This window comes from uncultured Algibacter sp., assembly GCF_947490405.1.
Lineage (GTDB): Bacteria > Bacteroidota > Bacteroidia > Flavobacteriales > Flavobacteriaceae > Algibacter_B.
On record NZ_CANLGU010000004.1, the window covers coordinates 356,081 to 370,174 of the forward strand.

The 14,094-nt window shown below is 31.4% G+C and carries 12 protein-coding genes; 11 read left to right on the top strand and 1 reads right to left on the bottom strand.

Going from position 1 to position 14,094, the window contains the following annotated elements; translation table 11 throughout:
• Positions 1-30: 30 nt before the first annotated feature.
• From Q0772_RS11330 to Q0772_RS11340, 3 genes are all read left to right on the top strand, one after another.
• Positions 31-471, top strand: a complete 441-nt coding sequence (locus Q0772_RS11330; protein WP_298344558.1) for a heavy-metal-associated domain-containing protein — start codon at positions 31-33, stop codon at positions 469-471.
• Between the two features lie 1,115 nt (positions 472-1,586).
• A complete protein-coding gene (locus tag Q0772_RS11335; RefSeq protein WP_298344561.1) occupies positions 1,587-2,027 on the top strand; it encodes a hypothetical protein in 441 nt (146 codons plus the stop codon).
• Between the two features lie 125 nt (positions 2,028-2,152).
• A complete protein-coding gene (locus Q0772_RS11340) occupies positions 2,153-2,794 on the top strand; it encodes a DUF6266 family protein (protein ID WP_054724105.1) in 642 nt (213 codons plus the stop codon).
• Between the two features lie 256 nt (positions 2,795-3,050).
• Here the strand turns inward: Q0772_RS11340 and Q0772_RS11345 are convergent, their stop codons facing one another.
• A complete protein-coding gene (locus Q0772_RS11345) occupies positions 3,051-3,428 on the bottom strand; it encodes a transcriptional repressor (RefSeq protein ID WP_298344572.1) in 378 nt (125 codons plus the stop codon).
• Between the two features lie 80 nt (positions 3,429-3,508).
• Here Q0772_RS11345 and Q0772_RS11350 point away from each other — a divergent pair, with 80 nt between their 5' ends.
• From Q0772_RS11350 to Q0772_RS11385, 8 genes are all read left to right on the top strand, one after another.
• A complete protein-coding gene (locus Q0772_RS11350) occupies positions 3,509-3,910 on the top strand; it encodes a MerC domain-containing protein (RefSeq protein ID WP_298344575.1) in 402 nt (133 codons plus the stop codon).
• An 8-nt stretch (positions 3,911-3,918) separates the two neighbouring features.
• Positions 3,919-4,572, top strand: a complete 654-nt coding sequence (gene folE, locus Q0772_RS11355) for a GTP cyclohydrolase I FolE (protein ID WP_298344578.1) — start codon at positions 3,919-3,921, stop codon at positions 4,570-4,572.
• Positions 4,573-4,574: 2 nt separating this feature from the next.
• Positions 4,575-5,270 (top strand): ABC transporter ATP-binding protein, encoded by a 696-nt coding sequence (locus Q0772_RS11360; RefSeq protein WP_298344581.1) that lies wholly within the window; start codon positions 4,575-4,577, stop codon positions 5,268-5,270.
• A 14-nt stretch (positions 5,271-5,284) separates the two neighbouring features.
• Positions 5,285-7,774 (top strand): TonB-dependent receptor, encoded by a 2,490-nt coding sequence (locus Q0772_RS11365; protein WP_298344584.1) that lies wholly within the window; start codon positions 5,285-5,287, stop codon positions 7,772-7,774.
• 5 nt (positions 7,775-7,779) lie between these two features.
• Positions 7,780-9,228, top strand: a complete 1,449-nt coding sequence (locus Q0772_RS11370) for a DUF3526 domain-containing protein (RefSeq protein ID WP_298344586.1) — start codon at positions 7,780-7,782, stop codon at positions 9,226-9,228.
• 2 nt (positions 9,229-9,230) lie between these two features.
• Positions 9,231-10,577: a DUF3526 domain-containing protein gene (locus Q0772_RS11375; RefSeq protein WP_298344589.1), complete on the top strand. Its 1,347-nt coding sequence runs from the start codon at positions 9,231-9,233 to the stop codon at positions 10,575-10,577.
• Between the two features lie 734 nt (positions 10,578-11,311).
• Positions 11,312-13,000, top strand: a complete 1,689-nt coding sequence (locus Q0772_RS11380) for an O-antigen ligase family protein (protein WP_298344591.1) — start codon at positions 11,312-11,314, stop codon at positions 12,998-13,000.
• Complete coding sequence (locus Q0772_RS11385; RefSeq protein ID WP_298344592.1) at positions 13,000-14,094, top strand: efflux RND transporter periplasmic adaptor subunit; 1,095 nt, start codon at positions 13,000-13,002, stop codon at positions 14,092-14,094. The genes Q0772_RS11380 and Q0772_RS11385 overlap by 1 nt, the downstream gene beginning before the upstream one ends.

A 14,094-nucleotide genomic window follows, 5' to 3' on the forward strand; every position in this document is an offset into this window, starting at 1 on the left:
AATCAAGTAATAACAATTAAATTTTAAACAATGAAGAAAGTAATTTTAAGTGTAGTTGCAATAGCAGCATTAGGTTTAACAAGTTGTAAAAACGAAACTAAAAAAGTTGAAGATACTACGACAACAGAAGTGTCAAAAGAAATCGCAATGACGGATTTATCTTTTGGAGTAAGAGGAAATTGTGGTATGTGTAAAAGTACCATTGAAAAAGCAGCCAATAGTGTTGAAGGTGTTGCAAGTGCCAATTGGGATGTCGATAAAAAAAAGATTGATGTTTCTTTTGATGATACCAAAACAGATGCTATGACAATTCACAAAGCTATTGCAGCTTCAGGATATGATACTGAAAAAGTTGCAGGTAGTGAAGAAGCCTATAAAAACTTACCAGGATGTTGTCAATACGACCACGAAATGGCTATGAATCAAACAGGAGAAATGAAATCGGAAGACCATTCAAATCACGACCACTAAACAATATTAAAAGAGTCTTTTTCGGAAGGCTCTTTTTTATTCCCCACAACCCAAAACCCAGTTTTTTCGTACCTCAAAATCCTCTGTCTTTTGTGTTGTTCCGCTCGCCAATGCATAATTGGTTTTATGTTATAATACTTGTAGCCAAAGCTATAATGGCACATTACTTGTTTTATTTAACATAGTTTAGTTTGAGAAAATGGTACAATAAAAAAGCAAAGAGCCATTGCCAACGCTCAAACAATTATAACGCCACAAAACCAATCCCAAGCTATGTTACATAATAGAAGTTATAGTAGCAAAAATCCTTTCAATGGTTGCCTACGGCGTTTTATTATATTTTCGTAGCTATAACTGCTATTATGTAAAATATCCGCTTATCCCACGCTCACATCCGAACTTTTAACCACATTTTGAACAAGCATTAAACAGTCGAACATTTAAAGGGTAACGTTAATTTTGAATAATATTCGTTATCTCATTCATCTGCACAAAACCATCGTTAAGTCCAAGTATTCCTTACCTCAAGTCTTTGTTTGTTTCATTTCGCTAACAAATATTAAAGTCCACTTTTCCCCACCACCCAAGTCAGCGGATATAAAAAAATAGGTTTACAATAATTTGTAGTACGTCATAGCACATTACTTTTTATCGTACCTCAAAAAAGCAATAAGCTATTATCTAAAAGTCCTGTATAAGTAGCTTGTTTAAATGCTGTTTTATCAAACAACTATTTAAAACGCTACCTATACAAACACTTCACCCAACGCTCAAAAACGAACAGCAACCTATTTTTTTAAGTGTTAATTCCCCAGAAAAGTTAAAAGCATTTCAATCAAGATAAAACCAATTTGAAATATTAAAATAAAAAAAGGTAGCAAATATATGTGGCTACCTCTGCCAGCCGCACAAGGCTATAAAGGTCAAGCCCTTCGGGTTTTGAATAAAACTTTTTTAAATACCCTTATTCTTTTTCCTTAAACATTTTAACTCAAAAAACTTTTACCCAAAAACCTTGACAGCCTTACCCACGCCACAAGTACTATGGCTATCTTTTTTCTTTTCAAAAAAATAATGTGGCGAAGCGTAGCGAAGCAATTTTAAATTGGATAGCTATGTCAACTTTTGAACTAAAAACACACCAAGTCGGAAGAACTTACTCAAACCCTCACTTTTTTATACTAAACAAAGGACTAAACAGCGGAAAACCCTTGACAAATCCTTGTCCTAATTGTTTTGTAGTCACAACTTCAACCAAAGAAGAAAAAAACACGCTTTTTCACATATCTATGATGTTGCAAATTGGCGGTTTTTACGCTTACTATTTAAAAGGTAGTGTTATTCCGTTTATCTCGATAGATGATTGTAGAAACACTTTAAAAAACAGTTACATCTCATTTTTTTATAATGAAATTCAGTTGCAAAAGCATATTAATATAGTGTCAGCAATTAGCAAAAAGAAAGCGGAGCTTCATAATATCATTTCAAAAATGGCAGATTTAAAAGTATCTTATATTCAAAGTTTATTTTCTATAATGCAAAAAGAAGCAATCTAAAGCAACAAAATCCATATCAAAAGAATAGCATAAAACTTGCCATATATTTCAGCGGAGGGTACAACTACATTTCAAGTCCGTACCAAGTCCGAACAAAAGTAAGTTTCATTTAAATCATTTATGTTATGGGTAAAATTGCTCAAGGTATTTTAGGAGGGCTTTCAGGTAAGGTTGGAAACATTATCGGTGGAAGCTGGAAAGGAATTGATTACATTAGAATTAAACCTTCAAGTGTAGCCAATCCAAGAACTGTTGGTCAGGTAAACCAAAGAACAAAGTTTACTGCCACTTTAGAATTTTTACAAGCTGTAAAACCTTTTATTAAGTTAGGTTATAAAGGGTTAGCTGTTAAGAAAACAGAATTTAATGCTGCGATGTCGTATGTGTTGAATAATGCGATTACAGGTACAGAACCTAACTTTGTTATCGACTATCCGAACGCTTTAGTAAGTCGAGGAGGTTTATCTGGTGCGTTAAACCCAACGACTGATTTGGCAACAGCTGGAGAAGTAACGTTTGGTTGGGATGATAACTCTGCTGAAGGTAATGCAAATACTACTGACAAGTCTATGTTATTGGTTTACAATCCATCAAAAAGAGAATCTATTTCTTTACTTGATGGAGCAGATAGAACAGTAGGTTCTCAAATTGTTCCAATCCCAACAACTTATGCAGGAGATACTGTAGAGCTATTTATGGCTTTTATTACTGCTGATGGTAGTCAAGTATCAAACAGTATTTATTTAGGCTCTGGTACAGCTAATTAATGCTTGGTGTTTTTTATTATGAAACCGCTCTAATCGAGCGGTTTTTTTATGCTATATTTGTTGAGCAATTTATTAATAGTTGTTGCTAATCTTCTCTTTTTATATGTTTTTTGTATGCTATTTGTTGCCCAAATGTAATAGTACCAATGGACATAGGGTTAGTTAAATATTGTATTGGGAAATAGTTGATTATTTTTATGTAAATTTTAGTTTAATAGGCGAAGTTGGTGGCAACCTTAATTGAATAAATTTTAAATTAAGAACAAGCACTACACTCTCCAACCATAAGCAAACTAGCAGATTCAATTTTATAGCCATCAACGGGTGGTATAGAAAATTTTACAGGTAAGCATTTTACTTCTCCACAGGTTTTACATTGAAAATGCGGATGTACATCATTGTGTGTTTCACAAGAACAATCTTGACATTTAGCATACCATTTTAAACCTCCTTTTCCAATAAAAGAATGTACAATTCCATCATCCATAAGTTTATCCAAAATGCGATAAACAGTAGTTTTATTCATTTCAGATGCTAACATTTTAACTAAGCTTGCTACAGAGATTGCTTTTTGTCCTCTATCGAATACATCAGTTAAAACTTTAACCTGTTTTGTTTGTCTTGTTATTCCCATGATATAAATATATTGCAACTGAGTTGCATTTTAAAAAAATCTAAACTAATATTGCAACTTAGTTGCTTTAAAGTTTTTAGATGACCTTATCTCTTAATAAATCAGATTCAATAGGTATACTTTCCAGTGCTTTGTGCCTAATGCATTGTATTGCCACCCCTTTTTTATTTGCAGTTCAAGCACATAGCATAAAGTGCTGCGAAGCAAAGCCTTTGTGGTGGTCTAGTTTAGATTTTATATTTCTACTAATTTCTGCTTTAGCTATATATAAATCTAGCACAAATGTATCAAAAAAATGGATTGTAATTGCTCTCTGGTTTAGTTGGTTTTTACTTATAATGATAATATTAAATGAAAAAATGTTGTGGTTTGATATTCCTGAAGCTGCCATTTACGTGCCTTCTATAAGTTTAATGTTTTTTCACTGGTACGGTAGCATCTTCTGTCAGTGTAAAGATGAAAAATGTTGTGCTAATACCTAGAAATGAAAATGAATAAGGAAAACATCGAAATAATAGGCGATAACCATATATCTTCAAGTGTTGAAACACCGTTACGAGACGATGCATTTGAAATTTCTGATGATGATAAAATAAAAAATATTCAGCATCATTTTGAAAAGATTATGGAGGAATTGGGACTTGATTTATCAGACGATAGTCTGTCAGGTACTCCATATCGTGTAGCCAAAATGTATGTAAAAGAATTGTTTTACGGCTTAAATCCCAAGAATAAGCCTAAGCTTTCTACTTTCGAAAATAAATATGGTTACAAGAAAATGCTTGTTGAGCAGGATATCATTATAGATTCTGCCTGTGAGCATCATTTTTTACCTATTACAGGACACGCACATATTGCATACTTGCCAAAAGATAAAGTTGTTGGCCTTTCAAAAATAAATAGGTTAGTCGATTATTATGCACATCGTCCACAGGTTCAAGAACGTCTATCATTACAAATACTAAAGGATCTTCAAAATGTTTTAGAAACAAAAGACGTCATCGTTATGATTTCTGCAAAACACCTTTGTGTTTCATCTCGAGGTATAAAAGATAAAGATAGTTTTACCACTACCATAGAATATGGAGGTTGCTTTGAAAACAAGTTATATCGTGATGAATTTTTAAACATATTAAACATTTAGCTATGCTAAAAGCAAATAAACTAAGTATGCGCTATGACAATACTTTAGCGCTAAACGATTTAAGTTTTACGGTTGCACCTGGAGAAATCTTTTGTCTCTTAGGACAAAATGGAGCAGGTAAAACCACTACAATTAATATTTTTTTAGGGCTGCTTAAACCAACTTCGGGTGAGGCTTTAATAAATGATATATCTGTAATAGAGGATACATCAATAAGACGTTTAATAGCCTATATACCAGAAATAGTACAACTATATGGAAATCTGTCAGGGTTAGAGAATTTAAATTTCTTCAGTCGTTTAGCAGGGTTTGTTTATACCCAAGAAGAGCTTGGTAGTCTTTTAAAACGTGTTAATCTTGAGGAAGTGGCGCACCAGAACAAATTATCTACCTATTCCAAAGGGATGCGACAAAAAGTTGGAATAGCAATTGCCTTAGCCAAAAAAGCATCTTACATATTAATGGATGAGCCAACTTCTGGATTAGATCCAAAAGCATCAGTAGAATTTGCTGAAATCTGTAAAGAATTATCAGCAGATGGTGTGGGTGTCCTCATGGCGACACACGATATCTTTAATGCTGTTAACATTGGCTCAAAAATCGGAATAATGCGAGAGGGAGCTCTGGTACATACCGCAGAAACTTCAACAATATCTGCTCAAGAACTACAAGATTTATACATAAAAACAATTAATTAAATAACTAACTAAAAATGAATTTTAAAAACGGCATATTCGCCATAATTTTGCTAGCGATACAACTTGGTTTTTCGCAATCTAAGGTTAATGGAAATATTTTAGATGAAAACAATGCTCCAATTCCAGGAGCTACTATAGTACTCAAAAATTCCAAAAGCACATTAGGCCAACTTACAGATAAAGATGGTAAGTTTGAAATTGAAGTTGCTTTAGGTAGTTACAATATCGAAGTTAGATATTTAGGCTTTCAGTCTTATAAATCAACTATTGAGGTTACTAATAATGAAGCTAAAAGCATTGGTACAATTACTTTAGAGGAAGGTAATGAACAACTACAAACCGTAGAAATACTGGGACGTGTAAGAAAAGATTATAACAGTGATTATTCCTTCTCAGCCACTAAAACAGCTATTAAAAACAGAGAATTGCCACAGGCGGTGGCTACTGTAACCAAAGAGCTTATTGATGATCGTCTAGCATTTCAATTACCAGATGCCGTAAAAACAGTAAGTAGTGTCTCTGCCACGGGGTTATATAACCACTATAACATTAGAGGTATTACACAAGCTGATGATGGACAAGTTATTAATGGTATGCGTACGCGTCAATATTACTTTTTACAACCTATTACTTCGCATTTAGAGCGTGTAGAAGTAATTAAAGGGCCTGCATCTGTTACCTTTTCAAGTGCAGATCCTGGTGGAACTGTAAATATGGTCACTAAAAAACCATTGGCAGAAAAAAGAAGTTCCATAGCATTTACAACAGGAAGTTTTGGAACTCTAAGAGCAACAGCAGATTTTACTGGTCCATTAAACGATTCTAAAACATTATTATATCGTTTTAATGCTGCGTATCAAGATGCAGATTCATTTAGAGACGTTGTGAATAATAATGCTATTTTAATTGCACCTTCTTTAAGTTATGTTCCTAATGAAACAACATCTCTTAATGTAGAAATGGTATATAGTGATGCTGAAGGAAATTTAGATAGAGGACAACCTATTTTTGACACAGGTGGTGATTATGATATAAATAGTACACCTATAACTCGTAATGTAGGAGCATCTAGTGACCACTATATAAACAAGGAGTTAATGCTTATGGTGAGCTTTAATAAAAAGTTTACTGATAATTTTGGTTTCACTGCACAGTATATGAAACAAACTTGGGATGAAGATTTAGCTGAACATAGAGTAGAAACAAATGCTGTAGATATTGATGGTAATTCTGTGCCTAGTTTAATACGATTACGATATGATGAAAGACAACAATTTTGGGAAACTGATAATTTTAGTTCCTACTTTAATTATGATATTAAATCAGGTAACATAACCAATAAATTACTGGTAGGGTACGATGCTACGCGATGGGAAAGAAAACTAGGAGCTGGATTTCTTCGTGCCAGAAGATATACAAGAACCAATGGTGCGCAATCCAATTTTGATGCAAGTGATCCTGATGCGTTTGAACAAGTAGAGGTAAACGGTATAACGCTTCCTGCGCCATCTGCTGCGTTTTTCGATTTAAATAATCCTTTTAATGGTGCTAGAGATACAAGAAATTACAACATTGCTCAACTAAGTATTCCAGCTAACTTAAATACTTCTAATGGTATCTATATCCAAAATCAATTTAAAGTTGGTAAATTCTCTGCTTTAGTAAATTTACGATATGAGTGGTTTACAGATATTTTTGATTATAAAGGGGATGAAGAAGAATTTAAAACAAGTGCTTTTGTACCTAGGTTAGGTTTAACTTATGAAGTGACTAATACTATTAGTGCTTACGCTACATATCTTGGAGGGTTTCAACCGCATACCAATACTGTTTCATTATCTCCAACTGCAGAAGGCTTCTTTTGGGCAGCATCACCAAGTCGATTTGATCCGTTAGAGAGTAGCTTAACCGAAATAGGCGCAAAAGGGGAATTTTTAAATGGAAAAATATTTGCCAACTTTGCTATATTTAACATTACTCAAAAAAATATCTTACTTGGCGATACTTATGATTTAGACAATTTGACCACTAGAGGAGAGCAAAGAAGTAGAGGTTTTGAAACTGATATTTCAGGTTACATTATGCCAAATTTACAATTAACAGCGTCTTATTCATTTAACGATGCTACAATTGAAGAGGATGCCATTGAAGAATTTATTGGTGCTAGAATTGGTGGTGCGCCAAAACATAACGCGAATTTTTGGGGACGTTATGATTTTACAGGTAACACCTTAAAAGGCATTGGTCTTGGTTTTGGGGCGCAATATGTAGATGAAAGATTTACATGGTACAACCCAACATATTCTACTGGAAGAGTACTACTACCAGACTATACCATATTTGATGCTGCAGTATATTATAGACCAAATAATACTGGAATTCAATTAACACTTAAAATAAATAACTTATTTGATAAAACTTATTGGTTGGGTGGTCTTAATCCTTCAAGATTAGGTCCAGGAGCACCAAGAAATATTTTGCTAAACGCAACTTATAATTTTTAATATGAATGAAAAATAATGATTTAGTCATTTTATTAGGGAAACAGTTTTTTAAGAAGACCTTTTTTACTAGAGGTCTTCTTGTGCTGTTATCACTTTTCTGGTTAGTGTTAGTTTATGTTACTGTAAACGGATGGAATGTTTTTGAAGCGCGTCATGATAGTGTAGAACATCATCAAGACGCGTCTAGAGAAAGTTGGGAATCCAATCCAGACAAGCACCCACATAGAATGGCACATTTTGGTTCTTTTGCTTTTAGAACACAACACCCTTTAAGTATTTTCGATTCTGGATTAGAAAGTTATACAGGAAACTCTATTTTTTTGGAAGCGCACAAGCAAAATACTGCTAATTTTTCTGAAGCTGCTTTATCAACAGGTTTGGTACGTTTTGGCGATTTAAATATTGCGTTGTTATTGCAGCTTATTTTACCTTTAATCATCTTTTTTATTGGATACGCGTCTATTACCTCTGAAAAGGAAAATGGTACACTTAAAATTATGTATTTACAAGGTGCATCAATGAAACAAATACTTTTAGGTAAAGCGGTTGGTTTGCTAATGGTATCTGCGTTATTTTTTGTACCAGCCTTAATCGCTTTATGGAGTATTGCATTTTTAGAAAATCATCAGGTAAATAGTGAAATTATAATGCGCTCATTGTTAATTACCATTTGCTACTTTTTGTTTTTTATCGTGTTATGTTTTATTACAGTAATTGTATCGGCAAGAAGTAAAAGTTCAAATAAAGCCTTATTAAGTTTATTAGGTGGCTGGTTATTGTTTTTTATTATTATTCCAAAAGCAGGTCAAGTTCTAGGGTATTATTTGAATCCAAATTTATCAAAGATAGAATTCAGAGAAGCTATTGAGACAGAGGTTGCAAAACAAGGTGATAGCCACAATCCAGACGATCCGCATTTTAATAAAATACGCGACTCTATTTTAAAAGCGCATAACGTAAGCAGTGTAAAAGATTTGCCATTTAATTATAGTGGTTTTTTAATGAGTAAAGGCGAAGAGCAAACGGCAAAAATATATGCAGATCAGTATAATAAATTGATTAAAACCTACGAAAAACAGAATAGTATTACTAATAGTTTAGTTTTAATAAACCCGTATTTAGCCATTAAAAATTTATCTATGGGCTTGTCTGGAACCGATTTTTATACGTATACCAATTTTTTAGCACAAACTGAGCAATACCGCTATAAGCAGTCGCAGTATATGAACAAACTACAAATGAAATTTATTAGTAATAAAGCAAAAGGTAGTGAAGGAAAAATACATGTTGTAGATAAAACCTATTGGAAAAATGCACCAAAGTTTAGGTATAAGTATTTGTCTGTTTCTAAAACAACAGATTATCAAATCATCTCAATATTGGCTTTAGGTATTTGGCTATTATTAGCTATTGTAGTTATAACAAATTTTTCTAACTATTTTAAAATCATTTAGTCATGTACAGCTTGTTGATAACACAATTTTTTAGATCGAAAACTGTATGGCTAACTGTTGCTATACTTTTTATTTTAAGTGTTTTGAGTATAAGTACAGGGAAACAATTTTTATCTCAACAGAACAACGCAATTGCAAAAACTATTGAACAGCAACAAAAACATTTAGAAACGCAACGACAATATAATAAGGATGATATTGGTTTATTATCGTACTATCTAAAGTTTTCTTTTATAAATCCTGTAAGCCCCTTGACTGGTATATCTATTGGGCAAAGCGATATAAATTCGCATATTCAAAGTGTTAGTATTACAGCATTAGAAGCACAAAAACACAATACCGATTTGGTAAACCCTATGCGGCAACAAGTGGGAAATTTAGATGTTAGTTTTCTTATTGTTTTTCTTTTTCCGCTAGTAATTATTGCACTTAATTTTAATGTGTTATCTGAAGAGGAAGAAAAAGGTACTTGGAAAATGGTAACCATTCAATCTAAGTCTTCGTTTCGCTTTTTGTTATCTAAAATATCGATACGTTTGGTATTTGTTTTTTCCATTTTACTATGCCTGTTTCTTGGTGTAAAACTAGTTTTAAATATTCCTTTAAGCTCAGATTTTTTTGCCATTATTGCCATGAGTTGCTTTTATATTTTATTTTGGTTTGCACTCTGCTTTTTTGTTATTCTACTACGAAACTCTTCAAACACCAACCTTATTGTATTATTGGCTAGTTGGCTACTATTGGTTGTTTTTATTCCCGTGCTAATAAGTAATTATATAAATAAAGTGTATCCTGTAGACGAAGCATTTACTATGGTGATTAAGCAACGTGATGCTTACCATGAAAAGTGGGATACCGATAAAAAAGAAACTTTAGAACATTTTTATGAGCACTATCCGCAATTGCGTAAATACGGTTTTAAAACAGAAGGCTTTTCATGGCTATGGTACTATGCTATGCAGCAAATGGGAGATGACGATTCTAAAACTGATCGGGATGCGTTGTATAAGAAAATAAAAAAACGAGAGGTGTTAAGTAAAAAAATAGCCCAATTTTTTCCTCCACTGCAACTGCAGTTATCCATGAATGCTATAGCAAAAACAAGTTTAACAGATCATATTGATTTTTTACATGCCACCACTAAATTTCATGAGGATATTCGTTTAGATATTTACCCTAAAGTTTTTGAAGAGCACCATCCAGATACTGTAGATTTTGAAAAGTATAAACCAGAGTTTTTTATATCTGAACTAAATTTCACTTGGGTAAAAAATCTATTGCCAATAACATTAATAACGATAATTTTAGTTGGTTTTGCAGTTTTTAGAAACTTGAAATATTTTAAATGACATGAAATCAAAATGTTTTTTAGTCTATGTTTTTGGTTTTGTCAAAGTTTCTATTGCTCAAAAGACTTAAGATTAAGAATTAGTTATTCCAGTTATTTATATTTATTCAAAGTAGAAAGGATCTACAATGTTCTTTGCTTATGAGTTCATGTTTTCCCAATTGTAAAACGTTAATTATAAATTATTCTTTGGATTTTTAATTACTTATTATTTAAATCTAGAATACATAATTATTAATTATAAAGATTCAGAGAAATCAGAAACTTATTTTATGAATACTAAATTAGCGATTTCGCTTAGCCCGAATAATACTTAATTCTATCAGACTTTATTTTGTCTAAAATTTCAGGAATATTAGCATTATATTAATAGGTTTCTATAAACTGTTTAACAAAACATAAAAAAAAACAGGATAGCACAGGATACAATCTGTAAGTAAAATTTTTTATTTCACGTAAGTCTTTTTTTTAAAAGATATCTCTCAGCAATAAGTAAAAACAGAATAGAAAATGCTTGTGTTCAGAGATAATATTATATCAACTTTTATTTGTTTAAAGACGAAAAAGTTTTTATTGATATCATCTTTAACACTTTTGTTAGTATGTATCCCACAAATAAATTTACCAAGCTTTCCTAAATCCACAATTACAAGTAAATTTATCGTATTTATATATTTTTGTACTAGTTTATTTTGTCTTTCCGTTTTCTGGATTTTGAAATCCAAAGTAACCAAGTTGTCATTATCTAAAGTAGACATTACATTAGCTACACTATTTATCTATATAGTTTGTAATAGATATTTTTTTCAATCAGAATATAGCTTTTCCATTCGTTTTTTAGAATTATTGGGTCTTAGCTTCCTTTATGTGATTTTTAGAACTTTAAATATTAAGCTATTTTATTTTTTACTTTTAGGAATTATTGTTTCTGGTGTTTTTCAGTCTATTTATGGGAATTTACAATTGCTAGGTTATTTTCCTTCAAATCATTCGGTATTTATTTTAACAGGTAGTTTTTTTAATCCAGGACCTTATGCAGGTTTTCTTGTTTCTGTTTTCCCAATAGCTTTAGGTGTTTATCTTTTTAGAGAAAACGTGATCAGTCATGTGAAACTAAATATAAAAAATAAAAGTTTTTTACTTATTAATACTTTTATAGAGCATGCTGTGAAGTATATCTCGGTAATTGGAGTAATAAGCATTTCTTTAGTAATTCCTGCTACGCAATCTAGAGCATCGTGGTTAGCTGCTATATTAAGCAGTATTTTCTTATTGGAACTTCGTTATAAAACGCTGAAAAAACGATTTAATCTATTGTCTAAACTAAAAAAAGTAGTATTAGCTATTCTCATATTATTGATTGTTGGAATGAGCTTATTTGGCGTTTATCATCTCAAAAAAGGTTCTTCTGATGGTCGTTTATTTATTTGGAAAACCTCTACAGAAATTATAAAAGACAATCCGTTTTTTGGAGTTGGTTTTGATCGTTTCAAAGCGCATTACATGAATTATCAAGCTAACTATTTTTCAAAAAACGAAGAAGCTAGTACAGCTTTGGTAGCTGATAATACTTATTATGCATTTAATGAATTTATGCAATTTACTTCTGAAAATGGCATATTGGGTTTTATAATATTGATGTCAATATTATATTTTATTACCAAAATATTAATAACAAAAGAGAATTTTTATTTAGGTAAACTTTTGGGCATAAGCTTATTGTCTATAGGGGTTTTTGCATTTTTTTCTTACCCAATGGAAATTTTACCTATTAAACTTGTGATGTGTTTTTTATTGGCAGCTCTAGCTAAGTTGGACGAAAACATAATAAAGCCATTACAAACCTTTAAAATAAAGATTCGTGCTAAACGTACTCTGAAAATTTTAATAAAAGGAGCAGTTTTATTAGCAATTATATTCAGCTTTAAATATTTAAATAAATTGAATTCAGGCTTTAAAAATTGGGAGTTAGCATTAAATAGTTATCAATATGGTGATTATGAAAGAGCGATACAAAAATACAAAAATGCATATCCTGAATTGAGGAATAATGGTGAGTTTTTAATGAATTATGGAAAAGCACTTTCTATTTATAAACAAGATAAAAAAGCAGTAGAAATTTTAGAACGTGCAAAAATCCATTTAAATACAACTATTATTGAAACTGCTTTAGGTAATGCTTACAATAGTATAGAACATTACAAAGAAGCTGAAATAGTTTATAAACATGCTGCTGATATGATTCCTTCACGATTTTATCCTCTTTATTTATTGGCAAAATTATACGATAAGAGCGGACAAAAAGAAAAAGCAATGTCTATGGCGGAGATTATCTTAAAAAAAGAAATAAAAGTTCCGTCTACAGCAATAACGGAAATAAAACACGAAATGAATAATCTCATGATTAAGCTTAACATGAAATAATGGATAAAGTATATATTTTAAAAAGTGTCTTTTTAATTATTTGCCTTGGCGTTTTGGTGAATTGCAATAAACATAAAGAACACGGAGAAGAAGCTATAAATAAAAAGCAATACCTACCTGACAAAAACGAAGTAGATATTATTGTTTTAAATAAGAGCATATTCAAGAAAGAACTAGTTAGTAATGGTAGACTTGTAGCCTTAGAAAAAAATGAGCTTAAATTTAATGTAAGTGAAAAGCTTAAAAGTATTTATATAGAAAATGGAGATTATGTTAAGCGAGGACAATTATTAGCAAATTTGGATGCTTTTACATTTCAGCAAAAAGTAAATAAAGCAGAAATAGATTTAAAACAAGCGACTTTAGAATTTGATGATTTGCAAATACGTCGTGGTTTCAACTCTAATAATAAAGCATCTATTCCAGTTGAAGAATACAATAGAATGGCTATTAAATCAGGTTATAAAAATGCCCTTCACCAATTAGAAAATGCACGATTTGATTTAAGATCGACTAAGCTTATAGCGCCTTTTAGTGGTAAAATAGCGAATGTAATTAGTAAAAAACACGATCAAATAAGTTCAGGTAAAACATTTGCTATATTAATAAATGACGCAATTTTTGAGGTGGAATTTTATGTTATAGAATCTGAACTAAAAGATATTAAAGTAAAAGATAAAATAACTATTGAACCTTTTGCTTCAAATAAAATTTATGAAGGAGAAATTATTACTATAAATCCCCAAGTTGAAAAAGATGGCACCATTTTAATTAAAGCGTTGGTAAAAAATGATAATAGTTTACTTGAAGGAATGAATGTGAAGGTGTTTGTTAAAAAAGATATTTCAGATCAATTTGTAGTACCTAAATCTGCTGTTGTTTTAAGAGATAATCAAGAAGTTTTGTTTTCCGTTAAAAATGGAAAAGCCTATTGGACTTATGTCCTTATAACACTAGAAAATAGTAGAGCTTACGCCGTAATACCACATCCAGATAAAAGTAGTGCTTTGTTAAAGGCAGGAGATACTATTATTGTGTCCAACAATTTAAATTTAGCTCATGATAGTGAGATAAGTATTAAATCAAGCCATTAA